The following is a 15,835-nucleotide window of genomic DNA, read 5'->3' on the forward strand; positions in this document are numbered from 1 at the left end:
GCTTTCCATTGCCGAAGGAGACCTGCGATGCCAGAAATGATGGGAGTAGTTTTGTTGGCGGATATGCTGGCGAAAGACGGGCGCAAACAGCACGAATTCCAAGAAGTGATCAACCGGAACCGCCTGCCTAACAGGATGTCCAGCGCGTTGCGCCTGCTTTGCCTGCGCTGGGTGCGGTAAGGCGGCAAACAGAAAGCCCGACGATTAAACGCCGGGCTTTTCCTCGTTCAATTGTCCGTTTGATCAGGCCGCGCGGCCGATCTGATGACCCGTACTGACAGGCTCCAGGCGGAACTGTTCGACCAGCATCATCAGCGTATCGGCCTGATTAGCGAGTTCGCGGCTGGCGCTGGTCGCCTGATCGACCATGGTGGCGTTCTGCTGGGTCATCTGGTCCATCTGGTTGACGGAGCCATTGACCTCATGCAGGGCTGCCGCTTGATCGCGGCTGGCTGTGGCGATCATTTCGACATGGCTGCTGACCGAGACGATCTGCTGGCTGATCGAGGCAAGCACGGCGCCGGTTTCCTGAACCAGCTGCGACCCGGAATTCACCTCGCTGGCAGACTTGTTGATCAGCCCCTTGATCTCGCGGGCGGCTCCCGCCGAACGCTGCGCAAGCTCGCGGACTTCCTGCGCAACCACCGCGAAACCCTTGCCCGCATCGCCCGCCCGTGCGGCCTCGATACCGGCATTGAGTGCAAGAAGGTTTGTCTGGAAGGCGATCTCGTCGATGACATCGATGATCTGCTCGATCTGGTGCGAGGCATCTTCGATCCGCCCCATTGCTGCAATCGCATTGCTGACGACAACAGCCGAGCTGTCCGCGCTCTTCTTGGTATGTGTGACGGCAACATTGGCCTCGTGCGCCCGTTCGGCCGATGAGCGGACAGTGACGGTGATCTGGTCGACGGCGGCAGCCGTTTCTTCCAGTGACGCGGCCTGCGCCTCGGTGCGCTTCGACAAGGAATCCGCCGATGCATGCATGTCATTGCCGCTACGCTGGATCGACAGGGCATTGTTGCGGATCTGCAGGAGGGTGTCCTGCAGGCGGATCAGCGATCCGTTGAAGTCCATACGCAACTGCTCGAGGCGCCCGGTGAACGGCGTGTCGATTTGCTGCGAAAGGTCGCCCTGCGCCAGGCGGCCAAGGCCGGCGGCAAGCTGGCTGACGGCGAAATCGATCTGGCTGTCGAGCGTACGCTTTTCCGTATCATTGCGGGTGCGTTCGGCATCGGCCTGCGCACGCTGCTCTTCGCTTTCGGCTTCGATGCGGACCTTGGAAAGGGCGTTTTCCTTGAAGATGCCGAGCGCCCGGGCCATGTCGCCGATTTCGTCACGGCGAGCCCCGCCATCGATCGAGGTATCGAGCGCACCATCAGCCAAACGGCGCATGGCGGCGGTGATCTGGCCGATCGGGCCCTTCAGCGTCAGCACCAGTGCACCGCCAGCGAGAAGCGCGATCAGGATACCCACGACCGTCGCGAAGACGGAAACCTGGTTGGCCTTGTCGCGCTCGACCGAAGCGGTGGTTTTCTGGCCTTCGGCAAACGCCGTCAGCTGTCCCCAGATATTATCGATTTCCGCTGCTGCGGCGGTGAATTCGGCTTGGCGGGCGGCGCTACTGTCAACGAGCGCGGCACTGTCAGCCTGCATTTTCTCCGTCACCGGCTTCACAGCAGCGACGAGATTGTTGAAGAACGGCAAATCGCCAGCCGACTGGGCCAGGCTCTGGATTTCCTGTTTCATGAGACTGAACTCGCGCATCAACCGTTCTTTACCGTCGGCATCCGTCTTTTCCAGAAAGCTCGCGGCTGCGATGCGGATCGAGTAGACGGAGTTGACGATCGAGCGGGTGCCGGAAAGGACAGAATTTGCCTTGACGAGCGCTGCATCCAGCCTGCCGAACGTTGCTGTTGCATCACGCATTTTCAAAGTCGCGGCGCCGTTCAGCTGGATGCTCGTCTGGCGGAAGCGGGCCATCAGCCTGCCGATCGCAACGGCGGCTTCGTCGGACTTGTCGCCACTGTCCAGCAGTGTCTTGATCTCACCGATGGTGGTCTTGAAGGTTTCAGAAACCGCCTTCTGGCTTTGCGGCAGCCCCGAACTGATCTTGCGCAGGACCTTGGTCAACGCACCATGGGAATCGGCCGCGACCTTTATCTTGTCTTCGGCAGTGGCAGCCTTGGCAAAACTCGTGTTGAATGCAGCGAGCGTGTCGCTGGATGAGGTCAGGCGTTCCGCCTCGCGCAGCAGCGACTTTGCCGCCTCCTCGTCCTGACGGACGCCCTGCTCCATGGTGGTTGCTTCGTCGAGGATTTTCATCTGTGCAGCGAGCAGCAGGCGGAGGCTTCCGTTGATGGACTGGCGCAAGGCCACTTCCTGCTCGTAGAGCCTCCACAGGCCATCAACCCGCTCGCCTATCGTCGTACTACCGTTCAAGGCCTGCTGAAGCTGGTCGCGACCGTTCTCGTCATCAACCTGTTCAAGCGTCCCTTCGAGAACCGCACGCTGGGCCGTAATCTTCTCAAGCACGGCCTGGCGAGACTCTTCGGTCGTATTCTTCAGGAAGCTGTTCATACCCGCATAAACGTCCTTGAAGCCGCTCAGCGACTGCAGGACGCTATTGGAAATCTCCATGCGCCCCTGCAGCAGGCCGGACGCATAAAGCCCGGTAATACCGACAGCGCAAATGCTGACGACGAAGGGCAGAATGAACAGCAGCACCTTGGTCTGGATTTTGAAGCGGGCAAGAATCTTGTCGATGAACATGAACGCACCTTGGCTCGCAGCCTGCGTCCGCTCCCCAAGCCGTGAGAGGCTTCCCCGGTGCGCCAACAAGCTGGTGATTTAATTGAAAAATCATACGGCGCATCGCCGCCAGCCTGCCAGGCATTCATTGCATGATCGGCCGCCTCCCGGGGCTAAGATCACGGCAGGCTCCGTTGCGAAACATTCTTCAACGGCAACAATTAATATTTGAATAAATGCGGTCTAAATCGTTTCAGATTGACTCTACCGCATATCCGCAGGGAGCGCGGCACAGGATCGTCACAACATGACAGCATGACGCATAGCGCACTTTGATCGCTATCATTCCGAGGCCGGAAGCCGGATCGAATGCTTAGAAGGACCAGAAAGACGGCAGGGCCACGAGCGCTGCAAGAGCGAACACGGCGATCACTGAAGCGCGGATCAGCAAAGTCTTGCGCGCTGCGCTTTCGTCGGCTTTCGCAATTGCGATTGCGCGGGCTGTGGAACGGCTGCGTGACTGATTCATGGCATCATTTCCTTTCGACCTAAGCAACAATAGACCCGGATGATCCGGACCGCCAGCCCACTTCCTGTTGCAACAGCTCACGAAAGAGCAAAAATGTCACGTTTCTGAAACAATTCCTGAAAACTGCATCCTTGCCGCGCCGCAAAGCCGTGGAGCCAGCGTTTCAAACAGGTTCCGCCAGATATCTTAACAATGGCTGAAGCGGCCTGCGCTTTGTCCGGTCATGCCGCCTGTCCCGCCGAAAAGCCCGATGCCCAGGCCCACTGGAAATTGTAGCCGCCGAGCCAACCGGTGACATCAACACATTCACCGATGAAATAGAGGCCGGGAACGTCGCGTGCCCGCATGGTGCGGGAATCGAGCACCCTTGTATCGACACCGCCCAGCGTCACTTCGGCCGTGCGGTAACCTTCCGAGCCGGCCGGCGTGATGGCCCAGTCCTTGATCGTCAAGCAGAAAGCATCGATGGCCTTGTCGGAGAGATCGGCGAGCGGCCGGTTGCTCAGCCCGGCGGCCTCGGCAAAAAACTGCGCCAGCCTTTTCGGTAGAGGTTCGGCCAGCGCCGTCTGCAGCGCCTGACGGCCATTCTCCTTGCGCGCCGCCTTCAGCACAGCAGCGATATCGACATGCGGCAGAAGGTTGAGGCGGATATCGCCACCCTCGCGCCAGTAGGAGGAGATCTGCAGGATGGCAGGTCCGCTCAAGCCCCGATGGGTGATCAGCAGAGCTTCCTCGAACATCGTCTTGCCGCAGCGCGCCTGTGCATCGACGGCAACACCGGCAAGCGCACTCAAGCTTTCAAGTTGGACGGGATCGAGCGTCAGCGGCACCAGCCCCGGACGCGTTTCGACCAGCGGCAGGCCGAACTGCTCGGCAATCCTATAGGCAAAACCCGTCGCGCCCATTTTAGGGATAGACTTGCCGCCGCTGGCAACGATCAGCGAGGAACAATCGATCGCCCCATCCGCCGTCACGATGCGAAATCCTGAAACGGCTTTGTCGATCGTCCGGATTTCTGCGCCCAACCGCAGCACCGCGCTGGCCTCCTTCATCTCCGTCAGCAGCATGCGGATGATGTCCTTGGCCGTATCGTCGCAAAACAGCTGGCCGAGCGTCTTTTCATGCCAGGCAATATTGTAGCGATCGACCAGGCTGATGAAATCATGTGGCGTGTAGCGCGCCAAAGCCGACTTGCAGAAATGCGGGTTGGCTGACAAGAAATTCTTCGGGCTCGCATGGATATTGGTGAAGTTGCAGCGCCCGCCGCCGGAGATGCGGATCTTCTCGCCCGGCGCCTTGGCATGGTCGAGCACGATGACGCGGCGGCCGCGCTTGCCCGCCTCGATCGCCGCCATCATGCCGGCTGCCCCTGCCCCGATTATCACCACGTCAAACTGTTCAGCCAAGACATCCATTCCTGTTTCAGTTTCCTTTCGAAGGCAAGGACGCCAAAGTCAATCGCTGTTGCTGTGATGCGTGAGAATACAGCCTGTGCGGCAGAAAAAGTCCCAGCTTTCACCCTAGCCAATTGCCAAACTGTGGTTATGATGCCTCATCCGAACCCAAAACCGGTGATTTATGCCCGTCAGAAGAAATGCTGCCCAACCAACTGCAAGGACTGTCAAGAGCTCGAAAATACCCGCCGCACTACAAGCTCCACGTGGGGTAAAAACCTGGAAAGAAGCCGCCGACTGGCTGAAGATCCGCGGTATCGAAGATATCGAATGCATCACGCCCGATATCGCCGGCGTTCCGCGCGGCAAGATGATGCCGTCTTCGAAATTTACGTCCAACACATCCCTTGCCCTTCCGTCGGCGATCTACCGCCATACGATTTCCGGCGAATATCCCGAAGAGACGGGCAATTTCCGCTATGACAGCCGGGACAGCGACATCAAGCTGGTGCCCGACCTTTCGACCCTCTCGGTCGTCCCCTGGGAAAGTGACCCGACGGCGCAGGTGATCTGCGACATTGCAGGTTCACAGGGCGAAAAAGTTCCCTACACGCCGCGCAACGTTCTGAAGCATGTGCTCGACCTCTATCATCAAAGAGGCTGGAAGCCGGTGGTCGCACCGGAAATCGAATTCTATCTGGTCGCCAAGAACGAGGACCCGGATTATCCGCTGCATCCGCCGAAAGGCCGCTCCGGACGCGCCATCCAAGGCGGACAGGGTTACTCGATTGCCGGCGTCAACGAATTCGACGAACTGATCGACGACATCTACCATTTCTCGGAAAAGCAGGGTCTCGAGATCGACACGCTGATCCATGAGGAAGGTCCGGCACAGCTGGAAATCAACCTTCGCCACGGCGATCCGATCGAGCTTGCCGACCAGGTCTTCCTGTTCAAGCGGACCATCCGCGAGGCGGCGCTGAAGCACGGCATCTACGCCACCTTCATGGCCAAGCCGATGCAGGCGCAGGCCGGGTCAGCGATGCACATCCACCAGTCCGTCATCGAAGTGAACACAGGCCGCAACCTGTTTTCGAATGCTGACGGCTCGCCGTCCAAAGAGTTTTTCTCCTTCATCGGCGGCATGCAGAAATTTGTCCCGAAGGCGCTGTCGATGATGGCCCCTTATGTGAACTCGTACCGGCGGCTGACGCCAGACATGTCGGCACCGGTCAACAATGCCTGGGGTTACGACAACCGGACGACGGCGTTTCGCATTCCCGTCTCAGAACCTGTCGCCCGGCGTGTCGAAAACCGCCTGCCGAGTTCGGATGCCAATCCCTATCTGGCGCTCGCCGCGTCCCTCGGCTGCGGCTATCTCGGCATTGTTCAGGGACTAGAGCCATCGGCACCGGCAGATGCGTCGGCAGATAAAGGGACGATTGACCTGCCCCGGGGCCTGCTCGAAGCGGTATCGCTGCTCGAGGCAGAGCCGGCTTTCGCCGAGATCTTCAGCCCGGAATTCATCGCCATCTATGGCGGGGTGAAGCGGGGTGAGTTTGAAACCTTCATGCAGGTGATCAGCCCCTGGGAGCGCGAATTCCTGCTTCTCAATGTCTGATATGAAAGGCACAGCCATGCCCTGGCAAAGCCCGATCTCACCGGGGATTTCCTGGTATGAGTCCAACGTCGCCGAGCGGCCGGAATACCCGGCTCTCTCAGGCTCGGTGGAAACTGATGTCGCCATCGTCGGCGGCGGCTTCACCGGGCTGCAGGCGGCCTACAATCTGGCGAAAAAGGGTGTTCGCGTCACGTTGATCGATGCCTATCGTTTTGGCGATGGCGCCTCCGGCCGCAATGGCGGCCAGCTCGGTACCGGCCAGCGCTGGTCTCCCGAAGAGATGGAAGGCACGCTCGGCTTTGAGCGGTCCAAGGCGCTGTTTGATCTTGCCGAGGACGCGAAGAAACATCTTCTCGACTTTGCATCCGCGCATGACATCGACATTGAATATGTCGAGGGGCAGATGAACGTCTGTCATAAATCACGTTCAGAAAAGGAGTATCGCGACAGCGTCGAGATCGCCGCAACGCGTTATGGCTATCCGCATCAGAGCTTCATGGGCCGCGACGAAACCGTGACGCGGCTGGGCTCGAAGCGTTACCTGTTCGGCATCCGCGATACCGGCACCGGCCATATCCAGCCGATGAAACTGCTGGTCGGGCTGGCAAAGCAAGCGGTACTGGCCGGTGCCTCGCTGCATGAGCAGACCAAGGCGTTGAAGATCAATCAGGCCGGCGGCCGCGTCAGCATCGAGACGGACAAGGGCACGATCAGTGCCGACCGCGCTTTGATTGCCTGCAACGGCTATATCGGCAATCTCGAGCCGGTGACGGCGCGCCATGTCATGCCGATCCGCTCGTTCATCGGCGCCACCAAGGTGCTCAGCGACTTTCCGGATGTGCTGCCAGGGGGCGAGGCCGTTGCCGATTCGCGCTTCGTCGTGCGCTATTTCCGCAAATCCAAAGACGGACGCCTGCTGTTCGGTGGCCGCGAGGCCTATACGGCCGACAATCCCCGTGAGATTTCCGAGCATATCCGCCGGCAGATCAGCGAAATCTACCCGTCGCTCGCCAATGTGGAAATGACCCATGCCTGGGGCGGTTCGGTCGGCATCACGTTGCCGCGCCAGCCTTTCGTGCGCGAAGTCATGCCCGGCGTTACCTCGATTGGCGGCTATTCCGGCCATGGCGTCATGCTGTCAAACTATTGCGGCAAGCTCTATTCCGACATGGTCACTGGCAACCGCTCGGACCTCGACCTGTTCCGGGAGCTGAACATTCCAGCATTTCCCGGCGGCACGCGGTTCCGTTCCGTGCTTTTGTTCGTTGCACTCAGCTGGTATGCCTTGCGCGACAAATTTTAAAAGCCGCATCTGAAAAGCGGGTGAAACGCAATTTGTTGCGTCGCACCCTAGCGCTTTTAAATCGATTAGATTATACACTCCTCAGACCAGAACGAGATCGAGATTTCTCATGAGCAGCCAGATCATTCCTGTGGAACCCTTTGACTATGTGGTTTTTGGAGGCACCGGCGACCTTGCCGAGCGCAAATTGCTTCCAGCCCTTTATCATCGTCAGCTGGATGGCCAACTGAGCGATCCGACACGCATCATCGGCGCTTCGCGCAGCGTGCTCAGCCATGAAGAATACCGCAAATTTGCCGCTGATGCCCTCAAGGAGCACCTGAAGACAGGCGAGTATGACGAGGCGCAGGTCAAGATCTTCACCGACCGCCTGTTCTACGTGCCGGTCGATGCCAAATCCGATGGTGGCTGGGATCAGCTGAAGGCGCTTCTCGATGAAGGCAAGGACCGCGTCCGCGCATTCTATCTTGCGGTAGCACCCGCAATCTTCGGCGACATCTCGGAAAAGATCCGCGACCACAAGCTGATCACCAAGACGACGCGCATCGTCGTCGAAAAGCCGATCGGCCGCGACCTTGCCTCGGCGCTGGAACTCAACGACACGATCGGCAAGGTCTTCAAGGAAGAGCAGATCTTCCGTATCGACCATTATCTCGGCAAGGAAACTGTGCAGAACCTGATGGCGCTGCGCTTTGCCAACGCATTGTACGAGCCGCTGTGGAACTCGTCCTACATCGATCACATCCAGATCACGGTTGCCGAGTCGGTCGGGCTTGAAAGCCGTGCCGGCTACTATGACAAGGCTGGCGCCCTTCGCGACATGGTGCAGAACCATATCCTTCAGCTCCTCTGCCTGGTCGCCATGGAAGTTCCGCCGTCGATGAACGCCGAAGCCGTACGCGACGAAAAGCTGAAGGTCCTGCGCGCGCTGAAGCCGATCAATCCGGGCAATGTCGAGAAGATGACGGTGCGTGGCCAGTACAAGGCTGGCGCTTCGGCAGGTGGCGCGGTCAAGGGCTACCTCGAGGAGCTCGAAGGCGGCGTCTCCAACACCGAGACCTTCGTTGCCATCAAGGCCGAAATCAACAATTGGCGTTGGGCCGGCGTTCCCTTCTACATCCGCACCGGCAAGCGCATGGCCGGCCGTATGTCGGAAATCGTCATCACCTTCAAGCCGATCCCGCATTCGATCTTCGACGAGGCCGCAGGCCGCATCGAGGCCAACCAGTTGATTATCCGCTTGCAGCCCGATGAAGGCGTCAAGCAGTCGCTGATGATCAAGGACCCGGGCCCGGGCGGCATGCGCCTGCGCAACGTCTCGCTCGACATGACGTTTGCCGAAGCCTTCAATGCCCGCAGCGCCGACGCCTATGAGCGCCTGCTGCTCGACGTGGTGCGCAACAACCAGACCCTGTTCATGCGCCGCGACGAAGTCGAAGCCGCATGGCGCTGGGTCGATCCGATCCTGAAGTCCTGGGAAGCCGTCAACCAGCAGGTCCAGGCCTACACAGCCGGCACCTGGGGACCGAGCCAGGCCATCGCGCTGATCGAGCGGGACGGCCGCACCTGGCATGAAGTGATCTGAGGACGAAAGCCATGACGGCTGCGATGCATGTATTCGACAATGGTGCTGATCTGGCTGAGGGCCTTGCGGAAGCAGTGGCTGCAGCCCTGTCATCCGCTGTTGCAACGCGCGGAGAAGCGTGCATCGCCGTCTCCGGCGGCTCGACGCCAAAGGCGTTTTTCAAGGCGCTGTCCGGCAAGGCCATCGACTGGGCCAAGGTCACCGTGACCCTGATCGATGAGCGCTTCGTCGCACCCGACAGCGACCGCTCGAACGAGAAGCTCGTCAAGGACAACCTGCTCACCAATGCTGCAGCCGCAGCGCGCTTCCAGCCGCTTTATTATCCGGCGGCGACGGCTGAAGAAGCAGCGGCCGCCGCGGTGAAACAGACTGCCACGCTCGGCTGTCCCTTCGATGTCGCCATTCTCGGCATGGGCGGCGATGGACACACGGCCTCGTTCTTTCCGGGTGGTTCGCGCCTTGCGGAAGCACTTGATCCGGCAACGCCCCGCGGCGTGATGACGATGGAAGCCGAAGGAGCCGGCGAGCCGCGTCTGACATTTACATTCTCCAGCCTTCAGGATGCCCGACTTCTGGTGCTCCATATTGAGGGAGCGGCCAAGAAGGACGTTCTTGCCAAGGCTGAAGCGCCCGGTGACGAGGCGGAGATGCCGATCCGGGCGATATTGCGCCGGGCCGCCTCCCCGCTTCAGATTTACTGGGCACCCTAAAGCGGGGCGCGATCTCTGAGGATCGCTTCCTGCGCTTTGGGCCTTTGATTTTACGCATGTCGTTATCGCAAAACCGCTGACCACTTTTGCGCGACACGCTTTAAGCCCGCAATCCGGGGACCCAAGACCCGGATAACCGCAACCATGCCGACCACAGGAGTGCCGACCACTCCGGAACAGGATTGCCATGTCCGCCGACAGCCGTATTGCTGCGATTACCGCCCGCATCGTTGAACGCTCGAAGCCCTACCGCGAGCCCTATCTTGCTCGCGTGCGTTCGGCTGCATCCAAGCGTGTCACCCGTTCGGTTCTCGGCTGTGGTAACCTGGCTCATGGCTTCGCCGTCTGTTCCCCCTCCGAGAAAGTGGCGCTCTCGGGCGACGAAGTACCCAATCTCGGGATCATCACCTCCTATAACGACATGCTGTCTGCCCATCAGCCGTTCGAAACCTATCCGGCCCTGATCCGCCAGGCGGCCCATGAAGCCGGTGGTGTGGCGCAGGTGGCTGGCGGAGTTCCGGCCATGTGCGATGGCGTCACCCAAGGACAGCCGGGCATGGAGCTTTCGCTGTTTTCCCGCGACCTGATCGCCATGGCGGCAGGCGTCGGCCTGTCGCACAACATGTTCGATTCGACCGTCTATCTCGGCGTCTGCGACAAGATCGTGCCCGGCCTGATGATTGCCGCCATGACCTTCGGCCATCTGCCCGCCGTGTTCATTCCGGCCGGTCCGATGACAACAGGCTTGCCGAACGACGAAAAATCGCGTGTTCGCCAACTGTTTGCCGAAGGCAAGGTCGGCCGCGAGGAACTTCTGGAAGCAGAATCCAAATCCTACCACGGCCCCGGCACCTGCACGTTCTACGGCACGGCCAATTCCAACCAGATGCTGATGGAGATCATGGGCTTCCACCTGCCCGGCGCTTCCTTCATCAATCCAGGCACGCCGCTGCGCGACGCGCTGACGAAGGAAGCCACCAAGCGGGCGCTAGCCATTACCGCGCTCGGCAACGAATACACCCCTGCCGGCGAAATGATCGACGAGCGGTCGATCGTCAACGGCGTTATCGGCCTACATGCGACTGGCGGCTCGACCAACCACACGATGCACCTCGTCGCCATGGCCCGTTCGGCCGGTATCGCGCTGACATGGCAGGATATTTCCGAGCTTTCCGACATCATCCCGCTGCTCGCCCGCGTCTATCCGAATGGCCTGGCAGACGTGAACCACTTCCACGCCGCGGGCGGCATGGGTTACCTGATCAGCCAACTCTTGAAGCATGGCCTGTTGCATGACGACGTGCGCACCGTCTTCGGCCAGGGGCTGGATGCCTATGCGATCGACGTCAAGCTTGGCGCTAACGGTACCGTCGCCCGCGAACCGGCACCGGAGGTCAGCCACGATCCAAAGGTGCTTTCGACCGTCGAACATCCCTTCCAGCATTCCGGCGGCTTGAAGATGCTGACCGGCAATCTGGGCAAGGCTGTCATCAAGATTTCGGCGGTCAAGCCGGAGCGTCACGTCATCGAAGCACCAGCAAAAATCTTCCACGATCAGTCGGAACTGCAGGCGGCCTTCAAGGACGGCAAGCTGGAGGGTGACTTCGTTGCTGTCGTCCGCTTCCAGGGGCCGAAAGCCAATGGCATGCCGGAATTGCACAAGCTCACCACTGTGCTCGGCATCCTGCAGGACCGCGGCCAGACGGTGGCGCTGGTCACCGACGGCCGCATGTCCGGCGCCTCCGGCAAGGTGCCGTCGGCCATCCACATGACGCCCGAGGCCAAGGATGGCGGACCGATTTCGAAAATCCGCGAAGGCGACATCATCCGGCTGGATGCCATTCACGGCACGATCCAGGTGCTGGTCGATGCTGCCGAGTTGGCCAGCCGGGCGCCGGCCGAAGCCGATCTGTCAGAGAATGACTTTGGCATGGGCCGTGAAATGTTTGCGCCTTTCCGCTCGGCCGTCGGCGCCGCAGAACACGGCGCGAGCGTCTTCTTTCACTGAAAGCTACGCCCTCGACGGAAAATCGAGGGCTTAGCAAACTTAAAGTTTTACGGTAGCGGCCCGGGATGCATGTCACTCCGGCCATCGTAACGTTCGATGTTCAGTTCGAAAATATCGATGCCTTCAATACAGCGCGCGTTCACAGACACGCGTTCACCCGGATAGCCGCTGCGCATCAGGGCAACGCCGCATGTCGCGCAGAAATGGTGGCCTTCGGTGATGCTACGCCAGACATAGGTAGAAATCCGGCGTTTTTCGTTGACGAGTGTGATCTTGCTTGCCGGAACCTTCCAGTGCAGGAAGCCCGAGCGGCGACATGTCGAGCAGTTGCATTCGACCACCTCGGAAATCTCGGCATCGATTTCAAAGCAGATATCGCCGCAATGACAGGAAAGGCGATAGGGTCGTTTCATCGGTCATCGTCTCGCTTCAATCACTCGGCATCTATCAATCCGCCTCCCGCAGATGAAGTCAAGCGCTTGCGCGCATGGGAAAGCCGGCACCCTCCTCTCCGAGACGGAGGAGAAATGCCAGCCCAACCACAGAGCGATGCAGCAGGAAGATCAGCTATAGATATCGAGCACGCGATTACGATGATTGGGGTGTGTCGAATAGACGAAGATCCGATTGAGATCGCGCTCGGACATAAGCCGCAGGAACCGGGCTTCGATGATGTTGTTGGCATGCACGCGCTTGACGATGCAGCCGACCATGCCGATGCGGGCGCTGGGAATATCGAGATAGAAATTCTGCGGCAGCTTGAACTGCGTGGCGATGCCCAGAACCGCACTGCTTTTCGATATTTTCAGCAGTTCACAGCGGCGGGAGGTGAGATTGAGCATACCGTTTTCAGTGTACTCGATCCGGGCATCGTTGCGTGTGTCCTCCATCGGGAAGTTGGCTTCCCGGTCGTACATGAACGACTCTTCCCGGCTGAGATATGTCGGTTTATCTGATGTCTGTCCCCGCATCTTTTTCTCCATGCACCTTTGTTTTTTTTGAACTTTAGCGCTGGAGATTTAACAGAGCGTGAGTCAGCGTCCGATTGTGGCACACCGCGCGTAAAAAAGCCCGCCCGGAATCACACGCCCAGGCGGGTCTTGAGGATACTGGACCGCTCTATGCCCGGTAGCTTTTTCCATTCTCATCAAACAGATGCAGCTTTGCCTTGTCGGCCGTAAAGCGTACCTTCTCGCCCCGCTTGATGTCGAGGATACCAGGCACCTTGGCGATGATCGGCTCGTTGGCAACCAGCCCTTCGATATAGAGAAGCGTCACTTCACCCAAAGCTTCGATGATGGCGACCGTGCCTTCGAACAGGAAGCTGTCGCCAGTCGAAACACGCAGGTCTTCTGGCCGCACGCCGAAACTTGCCGCCTTGCCGTTTTCAGAGGCGGCCGTTGCGATATCAAGCACGTCCTTCTTGCCGCCCGGCAGTTCGACGGTGGTTTCAGCGCCGGTTCCAACAATCTTGGCCGGAATGATGTTCATCGCGGGAGAGCCGATGAAGCGGGCCACGAAAAGGTTGGCCGGGCGTTCATAGAGTTCCAGAGGCGGGCCGACCTGCTCGATGTGCCCCGCCGAGAGTACGACAATGCGATCGGCGAGCGTCATCGCCTCCACCTGATCGTGCGTAACGTAGATCATCGTCGTATCCGGCATGGACTCGCTCAATTTGGCGATCTCGATACGGGTTGCGACACGCAACGCAGCATCGAGGTTCGACAGTGGCTCATCAAACAGGAAGACCTTCGGGTTGCGGCAAATGGCACGACCGATGGCGACGCGCTGCCGCTGACCGCCGGAGAGCGCCTTGGGGAGGCGATCGAGATACTTGGTGAGTTGCAGGATATCGGCGGCCGAGCGCACGCGGCGGTCGATCTCTTCTTTGGATTCCTTGGCGATCCGCATACCGAAGGCCATGTTGTCGTAGACCGTCATGTGCGGATACAGCGCATAGGACTGGAAGACCATGGCAATGCCACGCTGCGATGGCGGCACATCGTTGACCTGACGGCCAGCGATATACATTTCGCCACCAGAGATTTCCTCAAGGCCGGCGATCATCCGTAGCAGCGTCGATTTTCCGCAGCCGGAGGGGCCGACGAAGACGACGAATTCGCCCTGCGTGATATCCAGATCGATGCCATGGATGACATCCACCGCGCCATAGGACTTGCGGATATTCTTCAGTTGCAAACCTGCCATGTCATCCTCCCCTTCATTCTCTCGTTTCTGACCGGTTCTCCATTCATCCGAACCGGTTGATCCCATTCAGTCGACCCGGGCAAAAAAGCCGCTCCAGGCCGGTAGTGTGATGGTGTCGCCGGTCAATGCCGATCCGAATCCATGGCCTTCGAGCACATCGAGCTTTTCAACCGGCCGTTCGATGGTCACCGCTTCGTTGCTCATGTTGAACAGGCACAAAATCGTCTCGTTGCCGGACTTGCGTTCAAAGCCGAGCAGCGGCGCTTCGTAGGCGCGAAACTCGATGTCGCCCTTGGCAAAGGCCGGATGCTGCTTGCGGAATGCGAGAAACCGCCGGTAGTGGTTGAGAACCGAATTCGGGTCCGTCTGCTGTTCTGAAACGGCGCGGGCGAGATGTTCTTTCGGCACCGGCAGCCACGGCTTGCCCTCGCCAAAGCCACCGTTGACGGCATTCTTGTCCCAGACCATCGGCGTGCGGCAGCCGTCGCGGCCCTTGAAATCCGGCCAGAACTGAATGCCGTAGGGGTCCTGCAGATCTTCAAAGGCGAGCTCGGCTTCGGTCAGGCCAAGCTCTTCGCCCTGATAGATGCAGACCGAGCCGCGCAGGGTCATCAGCAGACTGGCCAGGAATTTTGCATGCGCATCCTGATCGGCGATGCCCTTGCCCCAGCGGCTGACATGGCGAACAACGTCGTGATTGGAAAACGCCCAGCAGGCCCAGCCTTCCGGGGCTGCGCGGGCAAAATCGTGCAGCACCTGCGCGACGCCGGCCGGGGTCAACGGATCGGGCGCCAAGAATTCGAAGGCGTAGCACATGTGCATCTTGTCATTGCCGGACGTATACTGCCCGGCGATCTCAAGACCGATCTGGCTGTCCCCGACTTCGCCGACGGCGGCAATCGCCGGGAACTCGTCCATGACGGCGCGGAAGCGCTTGAGGAATTCGAGGTTTTCCGGGCGGTTCTTGTCGTAGAGATGTTCCTGATAATTGTATGGGTTGACCGCCGGTGCCGTATTGGCATTGCGGCGCTCAGGCGCCAGCGCCGGGTTGTCGCGCAGTTCCAGGTCGTGGAAGTAGAAGTTGATCGTATCCAGCCGGAAGCCATCGACGCCCCGTTCCAGCCAGAAGCGCTCGACCGCCAGCAGCGCGTCCTGCACTTCGGGATTGTGCAGATTGAGGTCCGGCTGCGAGGTCAGGAAGTTGTGCATGTAATATTGCAGACGCGTGGGATCCCACTGCCATGCCGAGCCGCCGAAGATCGACATCCAGTTGTTCGGCGGCGTGCCGTCTGGCCTGGAATCGGCCCAGACATACCAGTCCGCCTTGGGATTGAAGCGGCTCGACCGGCTTTCGGCAAACCACGGGTGCTGATCGGAGGTATGGGACAACACCAGATCGATCATCACGCGGATCCCGAGGTGGTGGGCTTCGGCGATCAGCGCATCGAAATCGGCAAGCAGACCGAAGATCGGATCGACGCCCGTATAGTTCGACACGTCATAGCCGAAATCCTTCATCGGCGAGGTGAAGAACGGCGAGATCCAGATTGCATCGACGCCCAGCGAGGCAACGTGCGGCAGGCGGGCGGTGATGCCTTTCAGGTCACCGATGCCGTCACCGTTCGAGTCCTGGTAGGATCGCGGATAGATCTGGTAGATCACCGCACCCCGCCACCAGTCCCGGTCGGCCTGCAATGTGGAGCCACTTGTCTGGGTCATACTCATA

12 protein-coding genes and 1 pseudogene are annotated in these 15,835 nt (G+C 59.7%); 6 read left to right on the forward strand and 7 right to left on the reverse strand.

Features of this window, described 5'->3' with window-relative positions:
- The first annotated feature begins 27 nt into the window (after positions 1-27).
- Entirely contained in the window at positions 28-180 is a 153-nt protein-coding gene (locus ACSQ3J_RS04380; protein WP_156393800.1) for a hypothetical protein, read from the forward strand.
- Positions 181-243: 63 nt separating this feature from the next.
- On the opposite strand, the gene ACSQ3J_RS04385 is transcribed toward ACSQ3J_RS04380, so the two are convergent.
- From ACSQ3J_RS04385 to ACSQ3J_RS04395, 3 genes are all read right to left on the reverse strand, one after another.
- Positions 244-2,772: a methyl-accepting chemotaxis protein gene (locus ACSQ3J_RS04385; protein WP_060504675.1), complete on the reverse strand. Its 2,529-nt coding sequence runs from the start codon at positions 2,770-2,772 to the stop codon at positions 244-246.
- 352 nt (positions 2,773-3,124) lie between these two features.
- Positions 3,125-3,280: a hypothetical protein gene (locus ACSQ3J_RS04390; RefSeq protein ID WP_164491956.1), complete on the reverse strand. Its 156-nt coding sequence runs from the start codon at positions 3,278-3,280 to the stop codon at positions 3,125-3,127.
- A gap of 221 nt (positions 3,281-3,501) precedes the next feature.
- Complete coding sequence (locus tag ACSQ3J_RS04395; RefSeq protein WP_082512176.1) at positions 3,502-4,686, reverse strand: NAD(P)/FAD-dependent oxidoreductase; 1,185 nt, start codon at positions 4,684-4,686, stop codon at positions 3,502-3,504.
- Positions 4,687-4,936: 250 nt separating this feature from the next.
- Here ACSQ3J_RS04395 and ACSQ3J_RS04400 point away from each other — a divergent pair.
- The 5 genes and pseudogenes from ACSQ3J_RS04400 to edd all read left to right on the forward strand — a co-directional run.
- Positions 4,937-6,295 (forward strand): annotated as a pseudogene (locus tag ACSQ3J_RS04400) (glutamine synthetase family protein); the annotation flags it as partial.
- A gap of 16 nt (positions 6,296-6,311) precedes the next feature.
- Positions 6,312-7,598, forward strand: coding sequence for an NAD(P)/FAD-dependent oxidoreductase (locus tag ACSQ3J_RS04405; RefSeq protein ID WP_060504876.1), 1,287 nt, complete (start codon positions 6,312-6,314; stop codon positions 7,596-7,598).
- Positions 7,599-7,707: 109 nt separating this feature from the next.
- On the forward strand, positions 7,708-9,183 hold the full coding sequence (gene zwf / locus ACSQ3J_RS04410; protein ID WP_060504672.1) for a glucose-6-phosphate dehydrogenase: 1,476 nt from the start codon (positions 7,708-7,710) through the stop codon (positions 9,181-9,183).
- An 11-nt stretch (positions 9,184-9,194) separates the two neighbouring features.
- On the forward strand, positions 9,195-9,893 hold the full coding sequence (gene pgl / locus ACSQ3J_RS04415) for a 6-phosphogluconolactonase (RefSeq protein ID WP_060504671.1): 699 nt from the start codon (positions 9,195-9,197) through the stop codon (positions 9,891-9,893).
- A 187-nt stretch (positions 9,894-10,080) separates the two neighbouring features.
- Positions 10,081-11,901, forward strand: coding sequence for a phosphogluconate dehydratase (gene edd, locus ACSQ3J_RS04420; RefSeq protein ID WP_060504670.1), 1,821 nt, complete (start codon positions 10,081-10,083; stop codon positions 11,899-11,901).
- 47 nt (positions 11,902-11,948) lie between these two features.
- Here edd and ACSQ3J_RS04425 read toward each other — a convergent pair whose 3' ends face one another.
- The 4 genes from ACSQ3J_RS04425 to bglA all read right to left on the reverse strand — a co-directional run bounded on the left by ACSQ3J_RS04425 (position 11,949) and on the right by bglA (position 15,834).
- On the reverse strand, positions 11,949-12,314 hold the full coding sequence (locus ACSQ3J_RS04425; RefSeq protein ID WP_060504669.1) for a GFA family protein: 366 nt from the start codon (positions 12,312-12,314) through the stop codon (positions 11,949-11,951).
- A gap of 150 nt (positions 12,315-12,464) precedes the next feature.
- On the reverse strand, positions 12,465-12,872 hold the full coding sequence (locus tag ACSQ3J_RS04430; protein WP_082512175.1) for a hypothetical protein: 408 nt from the start codon (positions 12,870-12,872) through the stop codon (positions 12,465-12,467).
- 148 nt (positions 12,873-13,020) lie between these two features.
- A complete protein-coding gene (locus tag ACSQ3J_RS04435; protein ID WP_060504667.1) occupies positions 13,021-14,109 on the reverse strand; it encodes an ABC transporter ATP-binding protein in 1,089 nt (362 codons plus the stop codon).
- Between the two features lie 66 nt (positions 14,110-14,175).
- Positions 14,176-15,834, reverse strand: a complete 1,659-nt coding sequence (gene bglA / locus ACSQ3J_RS04440) for a beta-galactosidase BglA (protein ID WP_112834559.1) — start codon at positions 15,832-15,834, stop codon at positions 14,176-14,178.
- Position 15,835 lies beyond the last annotated feature (1 nt).

The organism is Rhizobium sp. LjRoot98, from assembly GCF_964252935.1.
Classification (GTDB): Bacteria; Pseudomonadota; Alphaproteobacteria; order Rhizobiales; family Rhizobiaceae; genus Pararhizobium.

What these genes read in the sequence shown, in the direction of transcription:
- ACSQ3J_RS04430 (WP_082512175.1), bottom strand. Translation starts at nt 12,872, where the DNA reads ATGCGGGGACAGACATCAGATAAACCGACATATCTCAGCCGGGAAGAG.
- bglA (WP_112834559.1), bottom strand. Translation starts at nt 15,834, where the DNA reads ATGAGTATGACCCAGACAAGTGGCTCCACATTGCAGGCCGACCGGGAC.
- pgl (WP_060504671.1), top strand. Translation starts at nt 9,195, where the DNA reads ATGACGGCTGCGATGCATGTATTCGACAATGGTGCTGATCTGGCTGAG.
- ACSQ3J_RS04425 (WP_060504669.1), bottom strand. Translation starts at nt 12,314, where the DNA reads ATGAAACGACCCTATCGCCTTTCCTGTCATTGCGGCGATATCTGCTTT.
- ACSQ3J_RS04435 (WP_060504667.1), bottom strand. Translation starts at nt 14,109, where the DNA reads ATGGCAGGTTTGCAACTGAAGAATATCCGCAAGTCCTATGGCGCGGTG.
- zwf (WP_060504672.1), top strand. Translation starts at nt 7,708, where the DNA reads ATGAGCAGCCAGATCATTCCTGTGGAACCCTTTGACTATGTGGTTTTT.
- ACSQ3J_RS04380 (WP_156393800.1), top strand. Translation starts at nt 28, where the DNA reads ATGCCAGAAATGATGGGAGTAGTTTTGTTGGCGGATATGCTGGCGAAA.
- ACSQ3J_RS04385 (WP_060504675.1), bottom strand. Translation starts at nt 2,772, where the DNA reads ATGTTCATCGACAAGATTCTTGCCCGCTTCAAAATCCAGACCAAGGTG.
- ACSQ3J_RS04390 (WP_164491956.1), bottom strand. Translation starts at nt 3,280, where the DNA reads ATGAATCAGTCACGCAGCCGTTCCACAGCCCGCGCAATCGCAATTGCG.
- ACSQ3J_RS04405 (WP_060504876.1), top strand. Translation starts at nt 6,312, where the DNA reads ATGCCCTGGCAAAGCCCGATCTCACCGGGGATTTCCTGGTATGAGTCC.
- edd (WP_060504670.1), top strand. Translation starts at nt 10,081, where the DNA reads ATGTCCGCCGACAGCCGTATTGCTGCGATTACCGCCCGCATCGTTGAA.